The organism is Bradyrhizobium sp. RDI18, assembly GCF_043203335.1.
Lineage (GTDB): Bacteria > Pseudomonadota > Alphaproteobacteria > Rhizobiales > Xanthobacteraceae > Bradyrhizobium > Bradyrhizobium retamae.
Genome location: NZ_JBICRN010000006.1, coordinates 771,653 through 798,159, shown reverse-complemented (window position 1 = coordinate 798,159; position 26,507 = coordinate 771,653). Strand labels below are relative to the sequence as shown.

The 26,507-nt window shown below is 62.4% G+C and carries 24 protein-coding genes and 5 pseudogenes; 17 read left to right on the top strand and 12 right to left on the bottom strand.

Annotation, left to right across the window (positions count from 1 at the left end):
- Window positions 1-214 precede the first annotated feature (214 nt).
- The 4 genes from flgH to flgF are packed head-to-tail and all read right to left on the bottom strand — an operon-like array spanning window position 215 to window position 3,637.
- The gene (flgH, locus tag ACFXS9_RS04860) at window positions 215-967 is read right to left on the bottom strand and encodes a flagellar basal body L-ring protein FlgH (protein WP_334374244.1); all 753 of its coding nucleotides are present in this window, start codon (window positions 965-967) and stop codon (window positions 215-217) included.
- Window positions 968-972: 5 nt separating this feature from the next.
- Window positions 973-2,055, bottom strand: coding sequence for a flagellar basal body P-ring formation chaperone FlgA (flgA, locus tag ACFXS9_RS04855; protein ID WP_392685575.1), 1,083 nt, complete (start codon window positions 2,053-2,055; stop codon window positions 973-975).
- A 10-nt stretch (window positions 2,056-2,065) separates the two neighbouring features.
- The gene (gene flgG, locus ACFXS9_RS04850; protein WP_065749261.1) at window positions 2,066-2,854 is read right to left on the bottom strand and encodes a flagellar basal-body rod protein FlgG; all 789 of its coding nucleotides are present in this window, start codon (window positions 2,852-2,854) and stop codon (window positions 2,066-2,068) included.
- Window positions 2,855-2,872: 18 nt separating this feature from the next.
- Window positions 2,873-3,637 (bottom strand): flagellar basal-body rod protein FlgF, encoded by a 765-nt coding sequence (gene flgF, locus ACFXS9_RS04845; protein ID WP_334374246.1) that lies wholly within the window; start codon window positions 3,635-3,637, stop codon window positions 2,873-2,875.
- 387 nt (window positions 3,638-4,024) lie between these two features.
- Here flgF and fliL point away from each other — a divergent pair, with 387 nt between their 5' ends.
- From fliL to ACFXS9_RS04825, 4 genes and pseudogenes are all read left to right on the top strand, one after another.
- Window positions 4,025-4,516 carry a flagellar basal body-associated protein FliL gene (fliL, locus tag ACFXS9_RS04840; protein ID WP_392685571.1) on the top strand — a complete coding sequence of 164 codons (492 nt, stop codon included), beginning with the start codon at window positions 4,025-4,027 and terminating at the stop codon, window positions 4,514-4,516.
- A gap of 18 nt (window positions 4,517-4,534) precedes the next feature.
- A complete protein-coding gene (gene fliM / locus ACFXS9_RS04835; RefSeq protein WP_392685568.1) occupies window positions 4,535-5,737 on the top strand; it encodes a flagellar motor switch protein FliM in 1,203 nt (400 codons plus the stop codon).
- Window positions 5,734-6,171 (top strand): DUF6468 domain-containing protein, encoded by a 438-nt coding sequence (locus ACFXS9_RS04830; RefSeq protein WP_392685565.1) that lies wholly within the window; start codon window positions 5,734-5,736, stop codon window positions 6,169-6,171. Before fliM ends, ACFXS9_RS04830 begins: the two co-directional genes overlap by 4 nt.
- A pseudogene (locus tag ACFXS9_RS04825) lies at window positions 6,168-6,952 on the top strand (MotE family protein). Before ACFXS9_RS04830 ends, ACFXS9_RS04825 begins: the two are co-directional and overlap by 4 nt.
- 40 nt (window positions 6,953-6,992) lie before the next feature.
- On the opposite strand, the gene ACFXS9_RS04820 reads toward ACFXS9_RS04825, so the two are convergent.
- On the bottom strand, window positions 6,993-7,436 hold the full coding sequence (locus tag ACFXS9_RS04820; RefSeq protein WP_375293125.1) for a hypothetical protein: 444 nt from the start codon (window positions 7,434-7,436) through the stop codon (window positions 6,993-6,995).
- A gap of 5 nt (window positions 7,437-7,441) precedes the next feature.
- A complete protein-coding gene (locus tag ACFXS9_RS04815) occupies window positions 7,442-7,663 on the bottom strand; it encodes a hypothetical protein (RefSeq protein ID WP_028348639.1) in 222 nt (73 codons plus the stop codon).
- A 399-nt stretch (window positions 7,664-8,062) separates the two neighbouring features.
- Here ACFXS9_RS04815 and ACFXS9_RS04810 point away from each other — a divergent pair.
- From ACFXS9_RS04810 to ACFXS9_RS04780, 7 genes and pseudogenes are all read left to right on the top strand, one after another.
- Window positions 8,063-11,819, top strand: a pseudogene (locus tag ACFXS9_RS04810) (tetratricopeptide repeat protein).
- Between the two features lie 396 nt (window positions 11,820-12,215).
- Window positions 12,216-12,644, top strand: a complete 429-nt coding sequence (locus ACFXS9_RS04805) for a hypothetical protein (protein ID WP_392685560.1) — start codon at window positions 12,216-12,218, stop codon at window positions 12,642-12,644.
- Between the two features lie 20 nt (window positions 12,645-12,664).
- Window positions 12,665-13,018, top strand: a complete 354-nt coding sequence (locus ACFXS9_RS04800) for an adenylate/guanylate cyclase domain-containing protein (protein WP_392685557.1) — start codon at window positions 12,665-12,667, stop codon at window positions 13,016-13,018.
- Window positions 12,954-14,438, top strand: a complete 1,485-nt coding sequence (locus ACFXS9_RS04795) for an adenylate/guanylate cyclase domain-containing protein (RefSeq protein WP_392685555.1) — start codon at window positions 12,954-12,956, stop codon at window positions 14,436-14,438. The genes ACFXS9_RS04800 and ACFXS9_RS04795 overlap by 65 nt, the downstream gene beginning before the upstream one ends.
- A gap of 103 nt (window positions 14,439-14,541) precedes the next feature.
- Complete coding sequence (locus tag ACFXS9_RS04790; RefSeq protein ID WP_392685552.1) at window positions 14,542-15,438, top strand: hypothetical protein; 897 nt, start codon at window positions 14,542-14,544, stop codon at window positions 15,436-15,438.
- 11 nt (window positions 15,439-15,449) lie between these two features.
- The gene (locus ACFXS9_RS04785; protein ID WP_392685549.1) at window positions 15,450-15,866 is read left to right on the top strand and encodes a hypothetical protein; all 417 of its coding nucleotides are present in this window, start codon (window positions 15,450-15,452) and stop codon (window positions 15,864-15,866) included.
- A 125-nt stretch (window positions 15,867-15,991) separates the two neighbouring features.
- Window positions 15,992-16,342, top strand: a complete 351-nt coding sequence (locus ACFXS9_RS04780) for a DUF1488 family protein (RefSeq protein ID WP_084029972.1) — start codon at window positions 15,992-15,994, stop codon at window positions 16,340-16,342.
- Between the two features lie 33 nt (window positions 16,343-16,375).
- On the opposite strand, the gene ACFXS9_RS04775 is transcribed toward ACFXS9_RS04780, so the two are convergent.
- The 6 genes and pseudogenes from ACFXS9_RS04775 to ACFXS9_RS04750 form a co-directional block, all read right to left on the bottom strand.
- Complete coding sequence (locus ACFXS9_RS04775) at window positions 16,376-17,788, bottom strand: FAD-binding oxidoreductase (protein WP_392685547.1); 1,413 nt, start codon at window positions 17,786-17,788, stop codon at window positions 16,376-16,378.
- Between the two features lie 233 nt (window positions 17,789-18,021).
- Window positions 18,022-18,282 (bottom strand): hypothetical protein, encoded by a 261-nt coding sequence (locus tag ACFXS9_RS04770; protein ID WP_392685544.1) that lies wholly within the window; start codon window positions 18,280-18,282, stop codon window positions 18,022-18,024.
- Between the two features lie 708 nt (window positions 18,283-18,990).
- The gene (locus ACFXS9_RS04765; RefSeq protein WP_392685541.1) at window positions 18,991-19,314 is read right to left on the bottom strand and encodes a copper-binding protein; all 324 of its coding nucleotides are present in this window, start codon (window positions 19,312-19,314) and stop codon (window positions 18,991-18,993) included.
- 160 nt (window positions 19,315-19,474) lie between these two features.
- Window positions 19,475-20,461: a GGDEF domain-containing protein gene (locus ACFXS9_RS04760; protein WP_392687279.1), complete on the bottom strand. Its 987-nt coding sequence runs from the start codon at window positions 20,459-20,461 to the stop codon at window positions 19,475-19,477.
- Between the two features lie 221 nt (window positions 20,462-20,682).
- Window positions 20,683-21,439: pseudogene (fliP, locus tag ACFXS9_RS04755) on the bottom strand (flagellar type III secretion system pore protein FliP).
- Window positions 21,436-22,451, bottom strand: a pseudogene (locus tag ACFXS9_RS04750) (flagellar biosynthetic protein FliO). Before ACFXS9_RS04750 ends, fliP begins: the two co-directional pseudogenes overlap by 4 nt.
- Window positions 22,452-22,886: 435 nt before the next feature.
- On the opposite strand from ACFXS9_RS04750, the pseudogene flgB reads away from it, so the two are divergent.
- From flgB to flhB, 6 genes and pseudogenes are all read left to right on the top strand, one after another.
- Window positions 22,887-23,296 (top strand): annotated as a pseudogene (gene flgB / locus ACFXS9_RS04745) (flagellar basal body rod protein FlgB).
- A gap of 26 nt (window positions 23,297-23,322) precedes the next feature.
- The gene (gene flgC, locus ACFXS9_RS04740) at window positions 23,323-23,748 is read left to right on the top strand and encodes a flagellar basal body rod protein FlgC (protein WP_057846814.1); all 426 of its coding nucleotides are present in this window, start codon (window positions 23,323-23,325) and stop codon (window positions 23,746-23,748) included.
- Window positions 23,749-23,764: 16 nt separating this feature from the next.
- A complete protein-coding gene (fliE, locus tag ACFXS9_RS04735) occupies window positions 23,765-24,076 on the top strand; it encodes a flagellar hook-basal body complex protein FliE (protein ID WP_028348650.1) in 312 nt (103 codons plus the stop codon).
- Window positions 24,077-24,221: 145 nt separating this feature from the next.
- Entirely contained in the window at window positions 24,222-24,485 is a 264-nt protein-coding gene (gene fliQ, locus ACFXS9_RS04730) for a flagellar biosynthesis protein FliQ (RefSeq protein ID WP_057855657.1), read from the top strand.
- A gap of 14 nt (window positions 24,486-24,499) precedes the next feature.
- Window positions 24,500-25,270 (top strand): flagellar biosynthetic protein FliR, encoded by a 771-nt coding sequence (fliR, locus tag ACFXS9_RS04725; RefSeq protein WP_065749244.1) that lies wholly within the window; start codon window positions 24,500-24,502, stop codon window positions 25,268-25,270.
- 71 nt (window positions 25,271-25,341) lie between these two features.
- The gene (flhB, locus tag ACFXS9_RS04720; protein WP_392685535.1) at window positions 25,342-26,415 is read left to right on the top strand and encodes a flagellar biosynthesis protein FlhB; all 1,074 of its coding nucleotides are present in this window, start codon (window positions 25,342-25,344) and stop codon (window positions 26,413-26,415) included.
- Window positions 26,416-26,507: the final 92 nt, after the last annotated feature.

Here is a 26,507-nt window from a genome sequence, read left to right as displayed (position 1 = left end):
GCAGATGGTTGCTGTCAGGAACGCCGGCGGGTAGGTTCGGTTCCAACGCGAAGACTACGAGGGGCAGGCGGCTTGCGCTGGAGCAAGCTCTCAGATGATGCGGCTCCCTGGATCACAAAACGACCACGGCCTCCGGCAGGGGAGCTGACGGAGGCCGCGTTGATACACTTCATCGCGCCTAGGTTCGCGATGGAGTGTGGGAGCTCGGGAGAAACTAGAACGGCAGCAGCACGTCCATCACCTGTTGCCCGTAACGGGGTTGCTGCACGTCGGTTATCTGGCCGCGGCCGCCATAGGCGATGCGGGCCTGCGCGATCTTGGTGGAATCGATGGTGTTGTCGCTCTGGATGTCCTCAGGGCGGACGATGCCGGCGACGATCAGTTCGCGGATTTCGAAGTTGACGCGGATCTCCTGCTTGCCTTCGACCACGAGATTGCCGTTCGGCAGCACCTGCGTGACCACGGCCGCGACGTTGGTCTGCAACGCTTCCTGGCGGTTGACCGAGCCCTTGCCGTCGCTCGACGACGTCGAGTCCGTGGTCAGGATCTTGCCGGGCAGGATCTTGTTTGCCTGCGTGATCGTGCTTGACCCAATGAAATCGGTGATCCCCGAGTCTTCCTTGGCGGAGCGGCTGCGTTGGGTCTCGTTGGACAGGTTGGCCTTGTCGGTGATGTTGACGGTCACCGTCAGGAGGTCGCCGATACGCGCCGCGCGCTGGTCCTTGAAAAAGGCACGCGAACCATTCCGCCACAGCGAGTTCGCATTGTAAGATGCCTGCTCCGGCTTCGGCATCGGCATCTGCACCGGCTTGTAGCCGGGCTGCGTGGTCGGGTTTTCGATCTCCGTCAGCTTCGGCTTTTCGCCGATCTGCGACAGACGGTCGATCGAGGAGCAACCGCTCGCCAAGGCGGCCAGCGACAGCATGGCGCCGGAGAGAGCGAGGCGGTTGAGACGGGTGACTGACATTTACATTACTCGGCTTTTGGAGCGACTGGCGAACTGACGGTAGCTACGGCGACGGGTGCGGGTGCTTTGCCGAGCGAGGAGGTGGCATCGCTGGTCTGCGGCAGGCGAGACGCCGGTGGTGAGATCGAGACCTGCCCACGGCCAGTCACGGTGCCGGACACCGTGCGCTTCGACTGCAGGTTCATGACGGTGACGACGTCACCTTCGGTGCCGCTGTCCAGCGCCTTGCCGCGCATGGTGAGGTAGATTCCGGGCGTCTCGTAGATCAACATGACGTTCTGGTCGCGCTGTACCAAATCGGGCTTGGCGAGATCTGCGGTCCTGATGGCCTGGCCGGCGCGGAGCTGGCGGCGGGCCTGCATGCCCACCGTGCGATCGCGCGCAGCGGCATCAGGGCCGACTTCCGCTTTCGGGCGACGCTCGATCACCACGTCGGACGATTTCAAGACCTCATTGCGCTCGACGTTGCGCGCCAGCACCGCGGCCTCGACGGTCTCGATCGCCGTGCCGGTAAAACGCAGCTTGGCAGCCGCTGCGCCGTTCTCGTTGGCGATCTCAAAGGTGACGTCGAAGCGGCCGTTGCGATTGTCGTAGCGCACGATGGTCGCCTGCAGGCTGCCGCTGAAGCCGGCATCCAGCCTGACGTCGCCGGGATCGCGGTCGAAGGTCATCGACAGATTGGCGGCGTCGCCGAGACCATTGCGGCGCTCCAGCGCGCGCGCAACCTGCAGCTCGATGTCCCTGCCTTCGAGCGTGCGGGCCAGACGCGTCACCGAAATTTCCCTGAGGTCGCGGGTGTCGACGCCGATCACATGATGGGCACGGAGGGTGTTGAGCACCTGAGCTACCGGCAGCGAGCCGGTGGTGCCGAGATCCGGGGCGCGATAGATCGCGATCTGCGCGGCGCTGCCGGCGTTGTCGATCACGTCGCCGATCCGCACGAGGTCGCCCGATACCTGCACGTTGGCACGCAGCACGGGCGTGGCGATCACGTTGCGGTTCGCGAAGCTTTGCTGGGTCTGCGCGACGGCGGCCGTACTCGATGCGGCGATCAGGGCGGTGGCCAGGAGGAGGGCGCGGGCGATCATGACCAGTCCTTTAGCGGAACATGTTGGAGGTGGATTGCAGCATCTGGTCGGCCGCGCTGACGACCTTGGCGTTCATCTCATAGGCGCGCTGGGCGGCGATCAGGTCGGAGATTTCGGTCACCACCTCGACGTTGGCTTGTTCGAGGTTGCCCTGCTGCATGTCGCCAAAGCCGTCGGTGTTGGCGATGCCGTCCTGCGGCGTGCCGGAGGCCGGGGTGTCCGTGAACAGATTGTCGCCGATCGGATTGAGGCCGGCCTTGTTGATGAACCGGGTCAGGCCGATCTGGCCGACGAGCGTCGGCGTGGTCGAGCCCGGCAGCATCACCGTGAGCTGACCCTGCGCGTTGATGGTGATCTGCGAGGAATTCTGCGGGATCGTGATCGTCGGCTGCACCGGGTTGCCCTGGGCGGTGACGACGCGGCCTTGCGCGTCCATCATGAACGAGCCGTCGCGGGTATAGGCATAGGTGCCGTCGGGCACCTGGATCTTGAAGAAACCTTCGCCGCGGATCGCGACGTCGAGGTCGTTGCCGGTCGGAGACAGCGTGCCCTGGCCCATCAGCCGCGGCGTGCCGACGGTCTTGACGCCGCCGCCGATGTCGACGCCGACCGGCAGGATGGTGCCCTGGTCGGAAGCCTGCGCGCCGACGCGGCGCACATGGTCATAGATCAGGTCCTGGAACGCCGCGCGCTGCTTCTTGTAGCCGGTGGTGCGCATGTTGGCGATGTTGTTGGAGATCACCTGAACGTTGAGTTCCTGTGCCGCCATGCCGGTCGCTGCCGTGTAAAGTGCGCGCATCGATCTATGCCTTTAGCGTTATGCCGGAACGTCGGCGAGTTTCTCGACTGCGGTTCGGTGCAGGTCGTGCTGCTGCTGCAGCATCGCCGAGATCTGCGTGTAGGTGCGCGTGATCTCGATCATGCGGCTCATTTCGTGGACCGAATTGACGTTCGACTTTTCGATGAAGCCCTGGCGTACCCGCGAAGTGGTGTCGGGCTGGGCGGCGACGCCCTGGCCCGCCGAGTAAAGGTTGCCGCCTTCCTTGACGAGCTTCTGCGGGTCGGCAAAGGAGACCAGCCGCAGCTTGCCACGAATGGAGTCGGTGCTGCCGGTGCCCTCGAGAACCGTGATATTGCCGTCTGCGGCGATGTTGATCGCCTTGTCGGTCGGCTGGAACACGATCGGGCCGGAGGTCCCCAGCACCGGATCGCCGCTCGCGGTTACAAGCTGGCCCTGATTGTTGATCTGCAGGCCGCCGTCACGGGTGTATCGCTCGCCGGCGGCCGTCTGCACCACCAGAAAGGCGTTGCCGTCGATCGCGACGTCGAGCGGGTTCTTGGTCTGCTCGGAGGGACCGGCCGAGAAATCGTGGAAGGTGGCGCGGTCGTGCACGAAGGAGACGCGGCGGTCGGCGCGCATGAAATTATCTTCATGCGCCGGCGAGCGCAGATATTCCTCGAACAGCGAGCGGTCGGCCTTGAAGCCCGTCGTGTTGATGTTCGCGACGTTGTTGGCGACGACATCCAACTGGCGTTCCAACGTCATCTTCCGCGAAAGTCCGACGAGAAGCATATTCTCCATCGGTGGATCTCCCCTTGATCGATCCGAAGCAGGCTCTCCCAAGCCCGTAATCCGGATCCGTCGTAAACCTTTGGGCTCTCCCAAGCCGGCGGGTCCACGTCGCTTACTCAGCGAAAGCCGTGCCAAGTCCGGAAGTGGCGATTTTTTAAGGGGTTAGGTATTTTTCTGCGGGCGGAGGGGGCGGCAGAAAGGTCTTGTTGACCATGTTTGCCCGGCAGATTTTTCCCAGTTGGGCGCGAATGGAAAGGTTCCGTTAACCATTATTACCCTAGCGTTGCACGTGTAGAGGGCGCGTGTGCGCTGGCGGCTTTTGTTTCGCGTTGTGGGGGCATCGTTACCCAGGCTGGTGGCAACCGCGTTCGTTCCCAGATGGAAGCGGGCGGGGCAATGGCTGACAACGAGCAGGCGGAAGGCGCGGACGGCGCAGAAGCCGCATCGTCGAAAAAGGGCAAGCTCAAGCTGATCATTGCGGTCGCCGGATTCGTCGCCATCCTTGGCGCCGGCGCCGGCGGGTTCTTCCTGATGCGCGGCCACGGCGAGGAGAAGCACGCCGAAGCGCCGCCGCTGAAGCCGCCGTCCTTCGTCGAAGTGCCCGATATGATGGTCAACCTGGTCGGCGCCCCGGGCGAGCGGGTGCAATATCTCCGCGTGAAGGTCGTGCTCGAGATCAAGGAAGAGAAGCAGGTCGAGGCGATCAAGCCGAACCTGCCGCGCGTCACCGATCTGTTCCAGACCTACCTGCGCGAATTGCGTCCCTCCGACATCAACGGTTCGGCGGGCCTGTTTCGTCTCAAGGAAGAACTTACCAAGCGCGTCAACAACGCGGTGGCGCCGCAGCAGGTGAGTGCCGTGCTGTTCAAGGAAATCGTCGTGCAGTGATGGGGCGGATTTAGCATCATGGCCGGCAACCAAGACCAGATGGACCAGGACGCCATTGCCGCGCAATGGGAAGCCTCGCTGGATTCCGAAGATCCCGCGGCGGCTGCGGAAGAGGCTGCCGCCAATGAACTCTCCGAGAGCATGGCGCTGCAATGGGCGGCCATGGTCGAGGATGGCGGCCGCGAGTTCGGCAACAAGAATTCCGGCGAGCGGGTTCTGTCGCAGGAAGAAATCGACAATCTGCTCGGCTTCACCGTCGGCGATGTCAATCTCGACGACCATTCCGGCATTCGCGCCATCATCGATTCCGCGATGGTGTCCTACGAGCGTCTGCCGATGCTCGAAATCGTGTTCGACCGCCTGGTGCGGCTGATGACCACGAGCTTGCGCAACTTCACCTCCGACAACGTGGAAGTCTCGCTCGACCGCATCACCTCGGTCCGCTTCGGCGACTACATGAACTCAATTCCCTTGCCGGCCGTGCTCAGCGTGTTCAAGGCTGAGGAGTGGGAGAATTTCGGCCTTGCGACGGTCGATTCCAGCCTGATCTATTCGATTATCGACGTGCTGCTCGGCGGCCGCCGCGGCCAGACCTCGCTGCGCATCGAGGGCCGGCCCTACACCACGATCGAAACCAACCTCGTCAAGCGGCTAGTCGAGGTGGTGCTTTCAGACGCCGAGCAGGCGTTCCGGCCGCTGTCGCCGGTAACGTTCTCGATCGACCGGCTGGAAGCCAACCCGCGCTTCGCCGCGATCTCCAGGCCAGCCAACGCTGCGATCCTGGTGCGGCTGCGCATCGACATGGAAGACCGCGGCGGCAACATCGAACTGCTGCTGCCCTATGCGACCATCGAGCCGATCCGCCCGGTTCTGCTGCAGATGTTCATGGGCGAAAAGTTCGGCCGCGATCCGATCTGGGAAGGGCACTTCGCCACCGAAGTGGCGCAGGCCGAGATATCGGTCGATGCCGTGCTGTATGAAGCCGACATTCCGCTCAAGCATTTGATGAAGCTGAAGGTCGGCGACACGCTGCCGCTGGAGATGCGGCCCGATGCGCTGGTGTCGGTCCGCTGCGGCAACGTCACCCTGACTGAAGGGCGGATGGGCCGGGTCGGCGACCGCGTCGCCATCCGCGTCACCAAGCAATTGCGCAAGCCGAATACCACCTTCGCGATGTTCGAGAAGGCCGACGAGCAAACCAAGTTGATGGAGGCACAATGAGTCATTTTCTTGGAATTGTGATCGAGAGTCTGGTGGCGGTTTTGCTACTGCTCACGATCGGTTACTGCATGCTGCTCAACAAGCGGCTGAAGCGGCTGAAGGCAGACGAGCATTCGCTGAAAGCCACCATCGCAGAACTGATCACGGCAACCGAAATCGCCGAGCGGGCGATCGGCGGCCTCAAGCACACCGTGCGCGACGTCAACGAGAATCTCGGCAGCCAACTCGCCGCCGCGACCCAGATGGCGGGGCACCTGAAGGGCATGCTCGCCGAAGGCGACGGCGTCATTCGACGGCTGTCCAAGATCGCGATCGCGGCGCGGCCCTCGCAAGAAGCCGAATCCGCAGCACCCAGGGTCTCAACAGCCAAGGCGGTAGCCGCGGCGGCCGAAGCATTCTCCGAACGCCGAAAGGCCAGTGGCCTCGCCGCATGAAGTCGTTTCGCGATATCCGTGTCATTCCGGTAGTGCTGGTCGCGATCTTCGGCCTTGCAGTGCTGAAGGTCGCCGGCCTCGTGATCGATGGCGGATACGTGTTCGATTATCAGGTCAGCCAGCCGGCCAAGCGCTCCTGGGCGCAGGACAATCTGGGCTACCCCGGTGGCTCGATATCGGATACCTCCGACATCACCGGTTCGGTCAAGAAGGAAGAAAAAAGGAAGAGGCGCCGAAGCCGGCCGCGCCGGCTACCGAGGCGCCGAAGCCCGACGGCGTCGTGGTGTTTCCCGACCAGAACCCGCAATCGGTGTCGCCGTCGGAGCGCGCCATCCTGGAACGGCTGCAGGCGCGGCGCCAGGAACTGGAGCAGCGTGCGCGTGAAATCGAAATTCGCGAAAGCCTTCTGAAATCAGCCGAGAAGCGCATCGAGGGCCGCGTCGAGGAAATCAAGGCCACCGAGGCGCGGATCTCGACAGCGAGCGGGCAAAAGGCCGAACAGGACGCTGCCCGCTTCAAGGGCATCATCACGATGTACGAGGGCATGAAGCCGAAGGACGCCGCCAAGGTGTTCGACCGGCTGGAAATGTCCGTGCTCTACGAAATCGCCTCCCAGATTGCGCCGCGGAAGATGTCGGACATTCTGGGCCTGATGCAGCCGGAAGCGGCCGAACGGCTGACGGTCGAACTGGCCCGCCGCGCTGCCGGCACCGATAAGTCCACGTCTACGGCCGAGCTGCCGAAAATCGAAGGCAAAATCCTGCAGCAAAGGCCGAACTGACGCAGGATGGCTGCCCGGCGAACGATACTGACGCGTCCGGTCAGAACCTGCGCGGCCCTGACGAGACAAACGAGCGGTGGGCTACGGCGAGCGCGCCACGCTCGTTGGTTTCAAGGGCGATTTTCTGCGCCAGCATGACATCGCCGGCGACGAGGTCGCCGTCGGGAACAAAGCACCATTTGCAGACATGCTGGCCAGTGCCGCTGATTTCCTCGATGTTCGTCTGCGTCCCATGATGGATCCGGTAGCGCGTCCCGGTGTGGCTGCCGACGACGTCGAAGTATCGGAATCGCTCGTAAGAGGCGCGCTGCTTCGGCGACAGCCAATCCTTCAAGAGCGTGAGGGCTCGCGCCTCAGTCTCGAAGCGAAACGATTTGCTGCAGGAGCCGGACCGCGCCACTGCCAGCGAAAGTGCTGACAGCAGCACCGTACCGAGTAAAGCCAGCACGAACGAGCATATCGCAAGGACGATCTGCTGGGTCACAACCGTCAGCCGCCAACGAGACGCGGATAAAACAGCGTTTCTTCCGCCGTCGGATCGAAGGAGCGGATAACCCGTTGTTCGCCGGGTCCCGTTCGGACCGCTGCGGTAAATCCTGCGCCGGTCAATTCCATAAAGCGCCGCTCGGCCTTTTCGACCTCCGCGCGGTCATGGACGTCGAAAGTATGCCGGGTGTCGCCAGTACGATCCATCACGATCTGGGTTGCCATTTCACGCACTCCGAATTGGCTGCCTGAGGCAGGTTGACGACCCGGGAGCGTTGGTTGATCGACTGCCGGCCCCGCTTCCCGGGTCCATTGTTTCCCTAAGACGGAACCGCTGATGTTAGTTCCAACGCTGCGTGAGATAAATAATGCAGCTCAATCATGGCACGGCCGTGATGGTGGTCGCTGCGGCCCCGAGGCTCGCGACGTTTGAGCGGTGACCCCGAGAAAGGTCCGGATACAGACCCATTGTGATGTGTAATTACTCGGGGCCGCAGCCCCATCGTCCCTTCAATGAAATCAATTGGTTGACGTTAACAAAGCCTTAAGCCGGTCAATCCAAGATTTAAACGTGCGGGCGAGAGCGCTTCGCCGAAGAATTCATTGAGGCACGAGATCTTCTGGATGGGGCGAAGGGCTGCCGCTGAAACCGGGTCGCCGGGCCGCGCATTGGCGCGGGCGGCGCGGCGTTGCCTTCACAACTATCTTGGCCAGCCCCTTGCTGTTGCTTTGTTATTCGCCGGCCTGACGCTTTCGCAGCCCTGCCGGGCCGACGATCCCGTGCGGGGGAGGCCACGTTCACGTCCGGAGGCGGCTTCGCGCGGCTGGTATTGAAACTGGCCGAGGACGTCGAATCCGACGTTTCGACCGCGGGTTCGATCATTATCATCCACTTCAAGCGCCCGGTGGACATTCCCGTCGACAAACTGTCGGACGCCGTCCCCGATTATGTCGGCTCGGCGCGGCGCGATCCCGACGGCACCGCGATCCGGCTGTCGCTGGCGCGGCGGGCAACCGTCAACACCATGACGGCGGGGGAGCGGATCTTCGTCGACTTCCTGCCCGATAGCTGGACCGGGCCACCGCCCCCGCTTCCTGCCGCGGTCGTTCGCGAACTGGCGGAGCGGGCGCGGGCCGCCGAGCGTGCGCTCCGCGCGCAGCTTGCGGTGGCGTCCGCGAAAAAGAAGCCGCCGGTGCGTGTCCGCGCCTCGGTGCAGCCGACCTTCGTCCGCTTCGTGTTCGAGATGCCCGACGGCGTCAACGTCTCGTCGGTGCTGAACGATCAGAAGCTGACGCTGCAGTTCAACAGCGTGCTCAATTTCGACCTGGCGGATGCGAAGGTGGCGGCGCCGCCGAACATCGCCTCGATCAACCAGCGCGCCGACGTCGATTCTTCCGCGGTCGACATTCTGCTGATTGGGGAGGTCGACGTGCATTCCTTCCGCGAGGAAAAGAATTATGTGATCGACGTCGCCTTCCAGCAGCCGGAAAAGCCCGCGCTGGCCGAGCCGCAAGCCGCGGCCAAACCGGTCGTGCCGGCCAAGCCAGGACCTGCGTCGCGGATCGCGCGCGACAAGGCCCTGAAGGAATCGCCGCCACCACAGCAACCGGCCGAGATTCCGCCCGTCACGTCGGAGATGATTGCCGAACAGGCCAGGATCGAAATCAAGCCCGCGCAGGTGAACGAAGCACCGGCCGCTGCGGAGGCTGCAATGCCTGGCGTCGACAAGGCGCCGCCGGCCAATGGCAACGCTATCCCTCCGCCCGAGAAGATGGCTGCTGCACCGGAAAAGACGTCGCCTCCGGCGGAAGTCGCGAAAGCGGCGCAGCCCGCCGAACCGGTCCAGGCCGCGGCGGTGGAAGCGCCAAAGCCTGCGGCACCCAAGCAGGCTCAGTCTTCCGCGGAGCCGCCGGAAAGTGGTGCCAACGGCAAGACCCCCGTCGTCGAGGCAAGGCGTGACAGTGATGGCCTGCGCGTGACGTTCTCCTTTGCCGCGCCGACCCCGGCTGCGCTGTTTCGCCGTGCCGACACGGTATGGCTGGTATTCGACCAGACCAAGCCGGTAGATATCGAGCCGATCCGTAGCAAGGGCGGCGCCATCATCGGCGATGTCAGCCGGCTGCCGCTTGAAAAGGGCCAGGCCGTCCGCATCCGCCTCAACCGGCCGCAGATCCCTTCGCTCGAAAGCGAAGGGCGCGCCAACGGCGCCGAGTGGACGCTGACATTCGCCGACCGCGGCCAGACGCCGCCGCTGCCGCTGATGGTGCTGCGAAATATTTCTGATCCCGCGCTTGCCAATGTCACCGTGCCGCTGGCCAATCCCGGCGCGATGCACCGGCTGGTCGATCCCGACGCAGGCGATACGCTGTGGGTCGTGACCGCGCCGCCACCGACCCGTGGTCTCATCAAACGGCAGGATTTCGTCGAACTGTCGCTATTGGAGTCGGTGCACGGCGTGGTCGTTCATCCGAATTCCGATGATATCAACGCCGAGGTCGGCGCCGACAAGGTGATGCTCGGCCGGCCCGGCGGATTGACGCTGTCATCCGCCGACGTCGCGGCCGAACGCGCCACCGCGGCGGTCAGGCCGCTGTTCGACGCCGATGAATGGCGCAAGAACCGGGAAGAAAAATTTCTTACCCGGCTGGATGCGCTGATCAAGGCCGCGGCCGCCGCGAAGCCCGAGCAAAAGACGCACGCTCGCCTCGAACTTGCGAACTTCTACATGTCGCGCGGCATGTATCAGGAGGCGAGAGGAGTGACCAACCTTATCCTCTCCGAAACCAATCCGGGGAACGAAGACGGCGCCGTGCTGATGGTGCATGCGGTCGCCAGCATCTTGATTGGCCATCCCGAGCACGCGCTGAAGGACCTTGCCAATCCGGCGATCGGAAACGGCTACGATTCCCAATTGTGGAAAGGGTTCGCGTTCGCCCGCCAGGAAAAATGGGTGGACGCGCGTGAAAAGTTCAAGAACGCCGAATTCTCAATCGCCGCGCTGCCGCTGGAACTGCAGCGCATCATCATTACCGACGCGATGCGGGCCTCGCTCGAGGTAAAGGATTATGGCGGGCCTCGCGGCGGCGCAGCGAACTGGAAGTGATCGGCATTCCCAACGAGATGAAGCCCGAGATCGCCGTGCTGCGCGGGCGTCTTGCCGAGGCATTGGGGCACGACAAGGACGCGCTCGACGCCTACAGGTTCGCGGCGCAGTCCAGCGACCGTAAGGCATCGGCGGAAGCGAGTCTGCTGCAGACCCTGCTGCGGCACCGGCGCGGCGAACTCGGCCAGGCCGAGTTGATACACGAACTAGAGACCTTGTCGGTGATCTGGCGTGGCGACACGATCGAGTTGAAGGCATTGAACAAGCTGACGCAGCTCTATGCCGAAAACGGGCGCTATGCCGAGGCGCTCTCCGCCGCCAAGACCGCGACGAAGCTGCAGCCCAACTCCGAACTGTCGCGGCAGGGCCAGGATGCGGCGTCCGCGCTGTTCACGGACCTCTATCTCGGCCAGAAGGGCGACGACATGAAGCCGGTCGATGCGCTCGCCATGTTCTATGAATATCGCGAATTGACGCCGATCGGCCGGCGCGGCGATGAAATGATTCGGCGCCTCGCGGACCGGCTGGCCGCCGTCGACCTGCTCGACCAGGCCGCCGAACTGTTGCAGTACCAGGTCGACAAACGCCTGGAGGGCGCCGCGCGCGCGCAGGTGGCGGCCCGGCTTGCCATGGTTTACCTGGCCAACCGCAAGCCGGACCGGGCGATCACGGCGCTGCGCCTGACGCGGATCTCCGATCTGTCCGGCGAATTGCGTCAGCAGCGGCTACTCCTGGAGGCGCGGGCCCAGAGCGACGTCGGTCGCCACGACCTCGCGCTCGATATCATCTCCAACCTCACCGGCCGCGAAGCGATCCGGCTGCGCTCCGACATCTATTGGGCGTCGCGGCAGTGGCGGGAAGCTTCCGAACAGATCGAATTGTACTACGCCGACCGCTGGCGGGATTTCAAACCGCTGAATGCCGCCGAGAAGAGCGACATAATCCGTGCCGTGGTCGGCTATGCGCTGGCCGAGGATGCGATCGGACTGGCCCGTTTCCGCGAGAAATACGCGCCCTTGATGATCGGCGAGGCCGATCGGTTCGCATTCGAGACCGCGAGCAAGCCGGCCGCCTCCAATAGCGCCGAATTCGCTCTGATTGCCAAGATGGCCGCCAGCGTCGACACGCTCGACGGCTTCATCCGTGAAATGAGGATCCGCTTCCCGGATGCCACCGCCCGCGCGCCGCTGTCGCCGGAAATCTCCCGGGGCGAGCCGGTTCACACCGGCGCCTTGCCGCCGATTGCCGGCATCAGGCGGATCGGCGCGACGAGGTAACGGCGGGGCTGACCACGAAACCTGCACCTCCGGCTAGTTAGCCCCAGCGGTTGCGCTAAACCTCCACGCGTTCATAATTCGTGAATTGAATTTGCCGCTGGCCGGATCATGCTTGGATCGTCGAGTAGATCGCGTGTGGCCGAATTTGACATCCAGATAGTGGATGCCGGTTACGATCTCGGCGCTGCTCGACTCGCCGTATTGCACGCAACTTTCGAGCCGAGCTGGCGCGGTTCCCTAGGTTATCAGTCAGCCCCACCTTCATCTTTTTTGCCGCGCGCCGGTGCGTGCTTGATCGCAGCTATTGGCTTGTTCGAAAAGCTTTAGTTCCTCGGCTTTCTGCGGCCACGCGACGCCGCGTTGGCTGCCGATGTCTCGAACTCCGGGACGAAAAACATGCTGAAACGATCACGTATTTTTTTCTTCGCAATTGCCGCGAGCTTCATCTTCATATCGCCGGTGATCTGGTTTGTTATCGATGCTGACCTGTATTTGAAGAACGCGAGCGCCGCTACAACAACCGCCGTTCGATCCGAGGCCGTAGCTCCGGCGCCTTTCAAGGTGGCCCACGCCGCTAACCAAACTACGACGAGGATACTTGAAATGGATCGAGCCAAACATCGCGCTTTCTGGACCTCCGTTCTGAAAAATAAAGAGTTGGCTTGTGATGTTGTTGTTCGGAGCACGTACCAAGGTAGTGCTCAATCCGGGATCGATAACTGGAGCGTCAGCTGTCAGGACGGTCACAAATATTCGATGAGTATCAACCCGGACGCGCAGGCCGCAGCCTGCACTCGAAACACCTTTGCCGGAATCTCTGAATAGCGCTTGGGAGGCCTACTTCAATGGCCTCAGATCAGACCAAACGCAAGCTCGCCGCTATTTTCGCCGCCGATATTGTCGGCTACAGCCAACTGATGGGTGCGGATGAGGAGGGCACGCTCGCCCGCCTCAAGGAGCTTCGCAGTGAGCTGATCGAGCCAAAGAACAAGCAACATCACGGCCGCATTGTGAAAACGACCGGCGACGGAATTCTAATCGAGTTTCCAAGCGTCGTCGATTCAGTACGCTGCGCGATCGGCATTCAACAGGGCATGGTCGAACGCAATGCTGGCGTGCCGCAGGAGAAACGAATTGAGTTTCGCGTGGGGGGTCAATCTTGGGGACGTGATGATAGAAGGCCGCGATCTCTATGGTGATGGTGTGAATATCGCAGCCCGCCTTGAGGCGCTCGCCGAACCCGGCGGTATATGTATCTCCGAGGCTGTCCTCAATCACGCGCGCGATAGAGTGCCTTTCGATATCGAGGACGCGGGTGAGCAAACGCTGAAGAACATCGCCCGACCTGTCCACGTTTACCGCATCATTATCGATCCCACCCGGCGGCCTGCGATGTACAAGCCTACGACTACAATGCTGGCGTTGCCGGACAAGCCATCCGTCGCCGTACTTCCGTTCAGCAACATGAGCGGCGATCCCGAGCAAGAGTTCGTCTCCGACGGTATCGTCGAGGACGTGATCACGGCGTTATCACGCTATCCATCGCTGTTCGTTATCGCCAGAAATTCTTCCTTCACTTACAAGGGGCGATCGGTCGACGTGAGGCAGGCCGGGCGCGAGCTAGGCGTACGCTATGTGCTCGAAGGTAGCGTGCGCAAGGCGGGTAACCGCATCCGCGTCACTGCGCAGCTGATAGAGGCGGAAACCAGTAATCATGTCTGGGCGGAGCGCTACGACCGCGATCTTGCCGATATTTTTGCTGTGCAGGACGAACTCACCGAGGCGCTGACCACCGCGCTTGCCCCCGCCATTGCAGACGCTGAGCTGCGTCGAGCGATGCGCAAGCCGCCGGGGAGCCTTGATGCCTGGGCGGCCTATCAGCGCGGTCTGTGGCATCTGAGCAAAGCCACGCTGGGTGACGATTTGAGGGCAGCGGAATTTTTCAGGCAGGCAATCGATCACGATCCGAACTTTGCCGGCGGCTACAGCGCGCTCGCTCTATATCAACTGCAAGCGGCCGCAATTTACCAAACGCTGGATTTGGCAGAGGCGCAACGTTCGGCCGAGGGCTTGGCCCGCCGAGCGGTCGCCCTCGATGGGGCCGATGCGGAAGCCCGTTCATGCCTCGGCTGGGCCTTGCATTCCCGCGGCGAAGCGGACGGTGCGTTGGCGGAGATCGAGCGAGCTCTCGCGATGAGTCCCAATTTGGCGATCGCGCACGGCCACCGAGGCGCGACGCTGATTTTCGCCGGGCGGCCGAGGGAGGGGCTCACGGCTCTCGAAAAGTGTATCAGGCTCGATCCGCGCGATCCCTATCTGGCAGTACGTTTATTGCACATTGCGTGCGGTCTATATTTCGGCGGTGAATACGACGCTTCGATCGAGGCCTCGAAGCGGCTGTTGCGGTCGTATCCCGATTTTCCGATGATCTACCGCTGGTCTGCGGCGGGGCTGGGCCAGCTTGGGCGCATTGCAGAAGCGAGCGAAGCATTGGAGCTGGCCGTCTCCCACGCACCGGCGGCCTTCGATATGTATGTTCGCAACAGAGCCCCCTGGTTTCGGCCGGATGATCACGCGCATCTGATCGAGGGCTTGCGCAAGGCCGGCTGGAAAGGTTGAGGCCGCGCTGAGGGAGCCAAAGGCGAGCCGATGCATGTCCCCATGACGTGGACCCAATGCTCTCCCGGCACGTTATGCAGGGCAGGGTCGGTCGAAGCCAGCCATGGAAACACTTGAGGCTTATCTCGACAGGAAATACGAGGAAATCACGTTGCTGAACGGTTTCCTCGACACGCCTTCGGCGCTGCGGCATCCGACCTCGGTGGTCGAGGTGATTGAACAAAAATTTCACATCGCCGCAGCCCTGAAGGCCCAGCATGCGCTGCACGATTGGGCGTTCACGGAAACAGCCTGGGCACATCCGGGCCGGCTGCGCGCCGGGCCGTTCACGTTCAGCTACGATTATCAGCGCGCAGACCTCGAAGTGCGCGGCCCATCCTTTTACGACCATTCGACATCGGCGAACCAGACCATCTATACGTCCTCGGGGATGGCGGCGATATCGGCACTGCTGCTGGCCTTCGCACGCTTGGCATCTGAGGCGGACATTCTGGTTTTGCCTGGCGCCTATGGTGAGACCCTCGAGCTGATCGAAAATCATGCACGTCAGTTTCGCCTGGTCCCGCTGAAAAGCTCTCCCGACGAGGTCGCCTTTTGTGCTAATCGACCGCGAGTTCTTCTGTTCGATTCATGCACGCCCGCTGCCGCATTCGAGGCGACCCTCCGCTGCGCAAGGCCGCGCCTCGATCTCGTGATTTTCGATACGACCTGCTTCTCGACGGGCTCGGGGCGAATCCGCCGGGTTGTGAGCTGGGCGCGACGTTGGGAAGTCCCGATCGCGCTGGTGCGCAGCCATACCAAGCTCGACTCCTCGGGGTGGAGTACGGCCGGCTCGGCTCGGCGGTTTTCGTCGCCTGCGAAAAGCACGTCGTCCCGACCAAGCAGGAGCGGCTGGAGGACCTCGCCAACGAAACGCGCAATGCCGTGCGACTGTTCGGCGGCGCGGCGGTGCCTGCGCATTTCCCGCCCTACGTCGGAACGAAGGCCTATCGGGCTCTGACTGACAGGCGGATGGCGGCCATTTTGCGCAACAGCAGGCGGACGGCGCGCTGTTTTGCATCCGGGCTTGCCGGCTCGTCGGCGGAGCTGCATTTCGCGCACGGTCTCTATGTCACACTGGCGCCGAAGCGAATGCTCGACGAGAAGCAGACGAAGCAAGTGGCGGCGGATTTGTGCGATGACCTGCGAAGAGCCGGATTGCCGCTGCGACATGCGGGGAGTTTCGGCTTCGATTTCGGCGCAGCGGAGTGGTTTCGCGATACCTCATGCAATCGCCACGTGGTCAGGATCGCGGTGCCCGATCTTCCGACGCTGCTGTGGGACCAGGTCGCTCGGGCCGTGATGGAATGGTGGTCGGCGCACGAGGGGAGTCCCAACAGCCATACCGCGCAGACGACCACGCCAATTCCAATGAGCCTGAGGACGTAGCGAGGTAGCGGATTTGGCCGCAGGTTCGGCCAATTTTTGACGTGTTGGCGCAATACGAAAGCTCCGGCGCCCTCTTAACCCACTTCTGGCCACGTCTATTCTAGGCGCTCAAAGCTGATCGTTCGATGCCGTTGACCCGGGACAGAATTGTTGGACATGACAGAGAACGCCTTGCGTTCAAGTTCACGATGCTGAACGGCGGCGAGACGGTCGAGTGCCAGATCAGCGATGCCGCGATGGATGAACTCGGAGGTGTCAGGGGTACCGAGAGCATCGCAAGGCAGGCGCAGTTCGTGGCCTTGCGGGACGCGGTGGAGGAGATCGCGTCCGATCTCTTCGACAAGCTGCCGCCCGTCAAAGGCCGCGTCATCCGGATATTCACCAAGCATATCCCGACACAGCCAGCTCCGGACAACCTGCCAGCCGGGCCGCCACCTGCTTCTGCGGCCGACGATCACCTAGGCATCAGTTCGTAGACCTGACGCTCGATATGCGATCGCCAAGCGCCTTCACACCGTAAAAATTCGCCCCGGGTTCAGGATGTTCTTCGGGTCGAGCGCGCGCTTGAGCGTGCGCATGGTTTCGATTTCCTCTTCGGTGCGGCTCATTTTAAGGTAGGGCCGCTTCAGGATGCCGATGCCGTGTTCGGCCGAGATCGAGCCACCGAATGCGCCGGTGATGTCGTAGACGAGCTTCTCGAATTCATCGTGCTTGTCGGGTGTGTGCTCGTGATGCACGTTGAGGTGCAGATTGCCGTCGCCGGCATGGCCGAACACAATGGCGAACGCGTGCGGATCAATGGCCCTGACCCGCGATCCGATGGTGTCGGCATATTCCTCCATCCGGTCGATGGCGAGGCTGACATCGAAGCCGACGCGGGCGGTGTAAGGGAAGGTGCGGCCCAGTTCGACGCTGGAATCGCGGATGCGCCAGATCGCGGCGGCCGATGCATTCGAGGTCGAGAGCGTGGCGTCGAGGATCAGGTTGTCGCCCGTCGCCGTCTCAAGCAGCTTCTCGAGATCGGCATGGATGCGCTCGGGATCGCTGCCGGAAGCTTCCAGCAGAACGTAGAACGGGTGATGGGTCGGAAGCGGTCCGGCCACGCCCTTCACGCGCTCGACGGTGAGGCGGTAGTAGGCATTCCACATCACTTCGAATGCGGTCAATTCGCCGCCGAGACTTTGCAGCGCCAGCTTCAGGAATGCCATGACCTGGCCGAACGAGGACAGGGCGCACAGCGCCACCTGCCGCTCCGCCGGCGCGGGAAAGATACGCAGCGCAGCACGCGTCACGACGCCGAGGATGCCTTCGCTGCCGATGAAAAGCTGCTTTAGATCAATGCCGGTGTTGTTCTTGATGTATTTGCGCAGGCCCTTCAGAACAGTGCCGTCGGCGGTGACGACCTCAAGGCCGAGGATCAGGTCACGCGTCATGCCGTAACGGATGACGCGGTTGCCGCCGGCATTGGTCGAAATGTTGCCGCCGATGGTGCAACTGCCGCGCGCACCGAGGTCGAGCGGAAACATCAGGCCGTCCTGCTCGACACGCTCCTGCAGTTTTTGCAGTGGCGTGCCGGCCTGCGCGATGGCGACGCCGGCTGAGGCATCGACCTCTTCGACGCTGTTCATACGCTCCATCGACAGCACGATTTCGTCCGCATTCGGCAGCGCGCCGCGCACCAGCCCGGTCATGCCGCCCTGCGTCGTAACCGGCACGCCTTCGCGGTGACAGAGCCGCAGCAGCAGGGAGACATCCTCCGTCGTTCTGGGGCGGACGACTGCGCGCGGCTTGGGTACCGGATTGCCGGCGAGGTCGTGGTGATAGCGCGCGTCGATGTCAGCGCCGGATAGCACCGCGCTCTTGCCGAGCGCGTTGTACAGTTCGTCAATGAAGCCCTCGGACATGCCCTGCCTCTTCTTCATGCGGAGTTTGGCCGAACCTATACATGCGGCATTCCTGAGATGAAACCCGGTCCAGCCGCAATCGCGGCGTTTCAGGCACGAGAGCCCTTTCGGTTCTGATTGAATCAGAGCCGGGCTCCAGATTCTTGTTTTGACGCGTTTTCTTGACGCGAACCGGTGCCCACCCACGGATCAGGTCCGAGGCATGCTTCGCTGGAAAATGCTCTGGGAAAGTCGCGCTCTGAAGCCGACGATCAGTGTGGCTGTCGCCGGGGGGTCTTGTGCGGAGCCTTCTTGACGCGCGAATTCGGCATCGGCGGGGTCACGGTAGGGCTGATGGTGGGGCTATCCTGCCGCTCGGGCTCGATCGAAGTGATCTGGTTGCAGGCGTCGCACTTGTAAACGTAGACGAGAGGACGCAGTCCGATCCGGGGCAGCTTTCCGATCTGGATCGTACCACCGCCGCAGATCTCGCAGCGCGGCGGCAGACCGGTTTCTGAAGGCTGGGCGGGCATATCGAACTATCGCTGAAGCAACAAACGACTCAATTCAGCAATGCTGATTGCCGATTGCATCCTAATCGTGGACAGAAAGTCCGTAAGACTACGAGGTCGCGCCACTCATTCGCCGCCGGCGTCCGTGTTTTGCCACCAAATCGACCCCGGCCGGGCATCCAACCAACACACTGTGCGGTGCAAAGTCGGAGCACCAGCGCGCCAGCACACAAAAAGTTCGCCGGATCAGAATCCGGCCCGATTGTGCATTTGTGAGGCGTGCAGAATGTCTTCCACCAACGGTCGCGACACATCGATGCAAGCTGCGCTGGCAACCGCAGAGGCTGCTGCGTCCCGCCCATCGCCCGCCGACAGATTTAATATTGATCGGGAGGGGCCGGCGAAACGCGCCGTCAAACTCTTGGCGCTGCAGCAACGATTCCAGAAGTTGAACGAGTATTGCGACGAGGCAGCCGCTGAAATTCGCGCTTCGCTCGAGCGATCGCCGCGCTAGAGCATTTGCGGCAGATCAAGGCAGACCTGCCGGATCGCTTTACGGTGCTTTCTATACCGAACAGCTCCTTGTTCCGGATGGGGCGGTTGCGGTGACGAGGCCCCAAAGCAAAATGACGTTTCGAAGAAACGTCATTCTACCTTAGGGCACTCCGGGCCTCGCTGTTTTTGCATCGAAGCGGGACATCGATGGTTGGATGTCGCTTCGCCAATACCTCATTTCTTCTCGATCTTGGTGACCGCGTCCGTCTTGTCGATCTTCGTGATGGTCTTGGTCCCCGGCGTGTCGTTCACGGCGAAGGTGACCCTGTCGCCGGCGTGCAGGGCGTTCAGCCGCGCGCCATCCTGGATCTTGAATTCTTCGGCTGCAGCGCTGGTATTCGCGCCGGTGGTGCCTTCAGGCATATCCTTGATGGTGATGGTGCCGCTGATCCGGTCTATTCTCGTCACCATTCCCGTACGCGGTTGCTGGGCAAGAGCCGACGTCCCGGCAATGCTGAGGGCCGCGGCGGCAGCCATAATCATCCCTGCGATCTTCATGGAATACTCCCGGCTGTAGGGCATCCACGATAAGCCGGGATTGCGGCAATAGTTCCGCGCCGGAGCGGGATAGCGACTTTTTCTCCCGTACGAATTAAGGCAACTCTGCAAACGACACAGGATGAAGGCGCGGTTCTGTTTAATCAGAACGGATAAAGCCTTAGGCCGCGCCGGCCTCGGGCTCGAGCGCGAGCTCGGTTTCCGTCACCGTGCGGTTGCGGCCGAGTCGCTTGGCTTGATAAAGCCCGCGGTCGCAGCGCTCGATCATGGCTTCCGCGGATTCGGCGAGGCGGAATTGCGACACGCCTATTGATACCGTAATGCTGCCGATCTCTTTGCCTGTCGCACGGCGTGTCAGCTTCGCTTCGGCAATGCGCCGGCGAATGCGTTCGGCAACGGCCGTGCAAGCCTGCAGATCGGCGCCCGGCAGCACCGCGATCAACTCCTCGCCGCCGTAGCGGGCGGCGAGATCGACCTCGCGAACGCCTTCCTGCAAGACCTTGGCGACCAGCCGAAGCACCTGGTCGCCGACCTGGTGGCCATAATCGTCGTTGAACTTCTTGAAGTGATCGATGTCGATCAGGAAGACGCTGAGCGGCTCGTCCTTTTCCATCGCTGCGATCTGGGCAAGGCGAAGGAATTCATCCATCGAGTGGCGGTTGGCCAGCCCGGTCAGCGCATCGGTGTTGGAGCGTTGCTCGGCCGCTTTGAGCGAGTCGCGGATGCTATCCAGTTCCTCCGACGTGGCGGCGAAATTCGCCTCCAGCTTGGCGGCCCGGGCCGTCGCCTTTGACAATTCATCAACCAGTTTTGCAATGATCGTCCGGGGATCGCCGGTACCAGCGGCCTCGGAAGACACTTCACCGAGCGCCTCGATGTGGCTGCGGTTGTCGGTGACGGCAGTGTTGAGGAATTGCTGCGCGGTCTCGATCAGCCCGCCTAATTGGTCGGGAAGGTCGCCAAACGGATCGGTACCGGCCTGCGCCACATAGGTAATATAGAGTTCATGGTTGGTTGCCGGGTCGAATTTGCGCTTGCCCGCAATCAGAATGTCGATGGTCTTTCGCAGCGCCAGCGAACTGCCGAGCGAGTATTCGAACCAGACGGCGAAATTGGTGGGGGTGGGAGGGACCGACTGCTGCGACATCAAGCGCATAGCTCGGTCGGCAATCGTCGCGGCGTATTCGACGTCCATGTCGCCGATCGGCTGGCCTGCCATCTCTAATCCGGTGATGTGTTTGGTAAGTCAGTTCGTGGCATCCATTGTGCATGAAGGAACTAATCTCACCTTAAATTCCCTGTGAAACTCCGCTGCAAATACGTAAATAATGTTGACCTATTTTGCGCGGAACCGGCAGGAATCGGCCGCTAGCTCCCGCCGTAGCTCTGCACCAGGCTTCCTGCCACCAGCGACCAGCCGTCCACCAGCACGAAGAAGATCAACTTAAACGGCAGCGACACCACGACGGGTGGCAGCATCATCATACCCATCGACATCAGCACGGATGCGACTACGAGATCGATGATCAGGAAGGGGAGGAACAGCAGGAAGCCAATCTCAAAGGCGCGTTTCAGTTCGGAGATCATGAAGGCCGGGACCAGAATCCGCAGCGACAGGTCTTCCGGCGTCGCCGGCGGCGGCTCGCCGGAGAGGTCCACGAACAGCTTCAGATCCTTTTCGCGGACATTCTTCTGCATGAAGCCGCGCAGCGGCACGGAGGCCTTTTTGCAGCGCTTCCTCGACGCCGAGTTCGTTGGCGACCAGCGGCTTGATGCCCTCGTCATAGGACTTCTGCAGCACCGGCCCCATCACGAACGCGGTCAGGAACAGCGCAAGCGCAATGATCACGGAGTTGGGCGGGGCGGTCGCGGTGCCCAGGGCCGTGCGCAGCAGCGACAGCACGACGACGATCCGTGTGAACGACGTCATCATGATCAGGATCGAGGGCGCGATCGACAGCACCGTCAACAGCGCGATCAACTGGATCGCGCGCTCGGTCACCCCGCCGCCGCCCTGGCCGAGATTGATGCTGATGTCCTGCGCCAGCGCCGGATAGGCGAGCGATCCGGCGACGGTCAGGATTAAGAAAAATAAAACTCTACGCGGAGAAGTCGCCGGCCTCACGAAGGGTTCTTCGGACGGCCCAGCAATGACGCCATCTCGTCTTCGAGATTCTCGAAGCCGCTCTTCTGCGGAGCGGGTGTGGGAGCGGGGGGCGCTGCGGGAGGTACGGGCAGGCGGCGTTTCCGGCGCGACCGGCGGCGCCACCGGTTCGGCCGGCCGGCGCAGGGCGGCTTCCAGCCGCTGCGCCATCTCGGCGAGATTCTGGTCGGCGCTCGACGGCGCGGGGGGTGGAGGGGGGGGGGCGGCGGTGCCGCGGCGCGTTCGGGCGCTCGAACCGGTGCCTCGCGAACTGAGGCTGCCTCACGGACCGTCGGTGCCTCACGAACTGGCGGTGCCTCACGAACTGGCGGTGCCTCACGAACTGGCGGCGCCTCACGGACCACCGGCGGTGCCTTGGGCAACTCACGCTGCGGCAACTCGCGCTGCGGCCGCGGCATCAGCGGTTCGTTGCGGGTTAGGCGCGGCGGGGCCGCTTCGGGACGACCGGTGATCGATTCCGGCGCAAAGCCCGTCAATGGATCGCTGCGACGCTCCGGCGCTGCAGGCCGGCGCAGATCGTCTGCGAAGGAGGGGCGTGCGGGGCGCGGCGGCGGCTCCGGCATTTGCGGTTCGACGTGGTGATCGAAGCCGTCCGTCGGTCGCAATCGGCTCTCGCCGCTTCCTCGCTCCAGGCGGCATCGGGCAGCGGCGCAATCCGCGGCGGCTGCTCGCCGACCGCCGGGCGCGGCGCCATTTGATCGCGATTGGGCATTGCGCGCACGATGTTGGGTTCGACCACAATGTCGCTCGGACCGCCGATCATCAGGAGATGCTCGACATTGTCGCGCCGTACCAGCACGAGGCGCCGGCGGCCGTCCACGGCGGCGGCGTCGATCACGGCAAGCCGCGGCATCCGCCCGCGCTGGGTGTTGGCGCCGAGGCGGTTGTTGGCGAAGCGGCGGACCAGCCATGCGGCCACGCCGATCAGCGCCAGAACGGCGATGAATGCGAAGAGGAATGTCAGTGTCTGCATTCTTTAGTCCCCGGCCACGGGCCGTTCTCTTGCTGCTGGCTTCGACGAGTGCGGTCTTAGGTCTTCCTGTCCGAGCATGTTCCCTTTGGGAAAGCGGTTCCCGTTTGCGGGATCATGCCCTGAACTATCCGCAACCGGCGAATCATGCCCGAGATCAGCCTTATTTCTTAATCCCCACGGCGAACGCCGCCATCCGGGTTAATTAATAGACCAAGAATCGTTTGACCCAAAACGACTTCTGAGCGCCCCACGCCGGGTTGGTTGCTGCTGGTTAACGCAGTTTTCGTGGCGAAAATGCGCTCGTTTCGGCGCTGTCAGCGGCCATTGGCCGACGTCCCATGGCCGCAGGCGTGATTTTAACCAGCCGTTAACCATACACCGGGCAAATTCTGCCTACCTCGCGGCGTCTGCCAGAGGTTAACGGGGAACGGCTCGATGGCCATCAACGATCTTCCGATCCTGTCGGCGCTGCGCACCAAGATGCAGTGGCACCAGGAACGCCAACGGGTGCTCGCCGAAAACGTATCCAACGCCAACACCCCGAATTTCAGGCCGAGCGACCTGGTTGAGCCGAAATTCGACAACAAGGGCACTGATGTCGGCGGCGCGATGGGCTCGCTCGCCATGCTGCGCACCAGTGCCACCCATATCGGCGTCTCCGGCGGCCGCCAGGGCTTCAGGGGGGACGGCGGCAGGAGCGGCTTTCGACCAAGCCTGCCGGCAACTCGGTCAATCTGGAAGACCAGATGCTGAAGGTCTCGGCCAACCAGATGGATTACGCGGCTGCCACTTCGCTCTACAGCCGCAGCCTCGGCCTGCTCAAAACCGCCATCGGAGAGCGCTGACGCGGCGCGATTAGGAGAACCGGATCATGGCAGATGATGGAAGCGATTTCGCCCGCTCGATGAGCATCGCGACCTCCGGCCTGCGCGCGCAGGCGGGGCGGATGCGGGTGATCTCGGAAAACATCGCCAATGCGGAATCCACCGCGCCATCGGCGGGCGGCGATCCCTATCGCCGCAAGGTGCCGACATTTTCCTCGGCGCTCGACCGCACGCTAGACGCCCGCGTGGTGACGCTCGGCAAGGTCAGGGCTGACCAGTCGGCGTTTCGCGTCAAGCACGAGCCGAGCAATCCGGCGGCGGATGCTGCCGGCAACGTCAAATATCCGAACGTCAATCCGCTGGTCGAAATGACCGACATGCGCGAGGCGCAGCGGTCCTATGAAGCCAATCTCAACATCATCAGCGCCACGCGCCGCATGATTCAACGCACCCTCGACATCCTCAAGGCCTGAACAGGAACCATAGAAAATGGCTTCACCGACCGTTGCAGCAAATGCCTACGCCGCGCTTTCGCGCATCATGGAATCAGGCGGCGCCGAGAAGGGCGGCCAATCCACCGGCGGCCCGTCCTTCAGCGCGCTGCTCAAGGACGCGGTGGGAAGCGTGCTGGATGCCGGCAAGAAATCAGACGCCCAGACCATGGCGATGACCGCGGGCAAAGCCAATGTCATGGACGTGGTGACGGCGGTGGCGGAGACCGACGTCGCGGTCTCGACGCTGGTATCGGTGCGCGACCGGGTGATCCAGTCCTACGAAGACATCATGAAGATGCCGATCTGACGTCCCTTGGGACGTCATCCCGGGATGGTCCGAAGGACCAGACCCGGGATCTCGAGATTCTCAGGTGCGCAATTGCGCACCATAGTTCGATGCTTCGCATCGCCCCGGAATGACGGTGCAAGTGAAAACAAGCGAGAACACAACAATGACCGGTGCCGAAACCCTCGACGTGGCGCGCGATGCGATCTGGACCATCGTGGTGGTGTCGTCGCCCTTGATGGTGATTGGCCTGGTGGTCGGCGTCGTGGTGTCGCTATTCCAGGCGCTGACGCAGATTCAGGAACAGACGCTGATCTTCGTGCCGAAGATCCTCGCCATCTTTGTCACACTGCTGCTTGCCCTGCCGTTCATGGCGGATTCGATGCACAGTCACATGATGCGGATATCGTCGCGAATCATAGGCGGTTGATGCATTGTGAATAAATGCGCGTCGACATATCGCTGCTGCCGGCCCTTGCCGCCACCTTCATGCTGGTGTTCGCCCGCGTGGGGGCCATGGTGATGCTGTTGCCGGGGTTTGGCGAGAGCAATATCCCGGTGCGCATCAAGCTCGGCATTGCATTGCTGTTGACGTTGATCATCCTGCCGCTGCACCGCACCGCTTACCAGGTCGACCTGACCTCGATGACGGCGATCGGGGTGCTGCTGGTGCACGAGATCGCCATCGGCATCGTGCTCGGCGCCACGGCGCGCGTCACGCTGGCGGCGCTTGCGGTGGCGGGCTCGGTAATCGCCCAGCAGCTCGGCCTCGGCTTCGTCACCGCTGTCGATCCGACGCAAGGGCAACAGGGCGTGCTGATCGGCAACTTCCTCTCCATTCTCGGCATGACGTTGCTGTTTGCCACCGACACCCATCATCTCGTCATCGCGGCGCTGAACGAGAGCTACCGGATATTCTCGCCGGGCGAGCTGATGCCGAGCGGTGACGTGGCGGCGCTTGCCACGCGCGCCTTCGCGACCGCCTTCAAGATCGGCATACAGCTCTCCGCGCCGTTTCTGGTGTTCGGCCTCGTCTTCAATATCGGCCTTGGCGTGCTGGCGCGGCTGATGCCGGCGATGCAGGTCTATTTCGTCGGCGTGCCGCTGTCGATCATGGTGGGCTTTCTGATCTTCGCCCTCGTCCTCACCGGAATGATGGCGACTTATCTCAACTACTTCATCGGCGTAATGCACGAACTGACGCCGCTGAAATAGAGCGTGATCCGGAAAAGCGGGTACCGGTTTTCCGAGAAGATCATGCTCGAATAAAAGATTAGAGCGCCGCGATGGCCGACGATACCGACGACAAAACAGAAGACCCTACGCAAAAACGTCTCGACGATGCGCTTGCCAAGGGCGACGTTTCCAAGAGCCAGGAGGTCAATACCTGGTTCATCCTCGCGGGCGGCACCCTGATATTGTCGACGTTCGCGGGATCGATCGGCGGCGGCATTTTGATGCCGCTGCGCAACCTGATCGCCAATGCAGGCCAGCTTCGCGCCGACGGCGCGGCGCTACTCGCGCTCGGCAACACGCTGGGTTACGCCGTGCTCGGCGCGATCGGCGTACCGCTGCTGATGCTGGCCCTTGCCGCGATAGCCGGCAACATGATCCAGCACCGGCTGGTGTGGTCGTCGGAATCGCTCAAACCGAAGTTCAGCAAGGTATCGCCCGGCGCGGGGCTGAAACGCATCTTCGGCAAACAGGCGGTGGCGAATTTCGCCAAAGGGCTGTTCAAACTGATCGCGCTCGGCGCCGTCATGATGGCGGTGCTGTGGCCCGAACGTCATCGGCTGGAATCGTTCCTGATGTTCGATCCTTCAGCGATCCTCGACGTTACCACCAACCTGACGCTGCAATTGATGGGCGCAGTGGTGGCAATGCTGGCGGCGGTCGCGATCGCCGATTACTTCTTCCAGTACCGGCAATGGTACACGCGGCAGAAGATGTCGCTGCAGGAGATCAAGGACGAGTTCAAGCAGTCCGAAGGCGACCCCCACATCAAGGGCAAGATCCGGCAGTTACGCCAGCAGCGCATGAAGAAGCGCATGATGGCCGCCGTTCCCAACGCCAGCGTGATCATCACCAACCCGACCCACTATTCGGTGGCGCTGTCCTACGATCGTGGCATGTCGGCGCCAGTTTGCGTCGCCAAGGGCGTCGACAACATCGCGTTCAAGATTCGGGAGATCGCCAAGAAGCACGACATACCGATCGTGGAGAATGTGCCGCTGGCGCGTGCGCTTCATGCCACCGTCGATATCGACGAGGAGATTCCGGTCGAGCACTATCACGCGGTGGCCGAGGTCATCGGCTATGTCATGCGCCTCAAGAACGGGTTTGCTAGCCGAGGAATGTGAGGGGAACCGCTGGAAAAACGCCTTGAAATGCCTTCAACCTGTCAAATAACCGCCTGATGGACTTGCGCTTGCGGGTCCGATTCAGGCACTCA

Excerpts from the sequence above, each read along its gene's own strand:
- flgH (WP_334374244.1), bottom strand. The coding sequence starts at position 967 with ATGTCAGTCACCCGTCTCAACCGCCTCGCTCTCTCCGGCGCCATGCTG.
- flgA (WP_392685575.1), bottom strand. The coding sequence starts at position 2,055 with ATGATCGCCCGCGCCCTCCTCCTGGCCACCGCCCTGATCGCCGCATCG.
- flgG (WP_065749261.1), bottom strand. The coding sequence starts at position 2,854 with ATGCGCGCACTTTACACGGCAGCGACCGGCATGGCGGCACAGGAACTC.
- flgF (WP_334374246.1), bottom strand. The coding sequence starts at position 3,637 with ATGGAGAATATGCTTCTCGTCGGACTTTCGCGGAAGATGACGTTGGAA.
- fliL (WP_392685571.1), top strand. The coding sequence starts at position 4,025 with ATGGCTGACAACGAGCAGGCGGAAGGCGCGGACGGCGCAGAAGCCGCA.
- fliM (WP_392685568.1), top strand. The coding sequence starts at position 4,535 with ATGGCCGGCAACCAAGACCAGATGGACCAGGACGCCATTGCCGCGCAA.
- ACFXS9_RS04830 (WP_392685565.1), top strand. The coding sequence starts at position 5,734 with ATGAGTCATTTTCTTGGAATTGTGATCGAGAGTCTGGTGGCGGTTTTG.
- ACFXS9_RS04815 (WP_028348639.1), bottom strand. The coding sequence starts at position 7,663 with ATGGCAACCCAGATCGTGATGGATCGTACTGGCGACACCCGGCATACT.
- ACFXS9_RS04805 (WP_392685560.1), top strand. The coding sequence starts at position 12,216 with ATGCTGAAACGATCACGTATTTTTTTCTTCGCAATTGCCGCGAGCTTC.
- ACFXS9_RS04800 (WP_392685557.1), top strand. The coding sequence starts at position 12,665 with ATGGCCTCAGATCAGACCAAACGCAAGCTCGCCGCTATTTTCGCCGCC.
- ACFXS9_RS04790 (WP_392685552.1), top strand. The coding sequence starts at position 14,542 with ATGGAAACACTTGAGGCTTATCTCGACAGGAAATACGAGGAAATCACG.
- ACFXS9_RS04785 (WP_392685549.1), top strand. The coding sequence starts at position 15,450 with ATGGCGGCCATTTTGCGCAACAGCAGGCGGACGGCGCGCTGTTTTGCA.
- ACFXS9_RS04780 (WP_084029972.1), top strand. The coding sequence starts at position 15,992 with ATGCCGTTGACCCGGGACAGAATTGTTGGACATGACAGAGAACGCCTT.
- ACFXS9_RS04775 (WP_392685547.1), bottom strand. The coding sequence starts at position 17,788 with ATGAAGAAGAGGCAGGGCATGTCCGAGGGCTTCATTGACGAACTGTAC.
- ACFXS9_RS04770 (WP_392685544.1), bottom strand. The coding sequence starts at position 18,282 with ATGCCCGCCCAGCCTTCAGAAACCGGTCTGCCGCCGCGCTGCGAGATC.
- ACFXS9_RS04765 (WP_392685541.1), bottom strand. The coding sequence starts at position 19,314 with ATGAAGATCGCAGGGATGATTATGGCTGCCGCCGCGGCCCTCAGCATT.
- ACFXS9_RS04760 (WP_392687279.1), bottom strand. The coding sequence starts at position 20,461 with ATGTCGCAGCAGTCGGTCCCTCCCACCCCCACCAATTTCGCCGTCTGG.
- flgC (WP_057846814.1), top strand. The coding sequence starts at position 23,323 with ATGGCAGATGATGGAAGCGATTTCGCCCGCTCGATGAGCATCGCGACC.
- fliE (WP_028348650.1), top strand. The coding sequence starts at position 23,765 with ATGGCTTCACCGACCGTTGCAGCAAATGCCTACGCCGCGCTTTCGCGC.
- fliQ (WP_057855657.1), top strand. The coding sequence starts at position 24,222 with ATGACCGGTGCCGAAACCCTCGACGTGGCGCGCGATGCGATCTGGACC.
- fliR (WP_065749244.1), top strand. The coding sequence starts at position 24,500 with ATGCGCGTCGACATATCGCTGCTGCCGGCCCTTGCCGCCACCTTCATG.
- flhB (WP_392685535.1), top strand. The coding sequence starts at position 25,342 with ATGGCCGACGATACCGACGACAAAACAGAAGACCCTACGCAAAAACGT.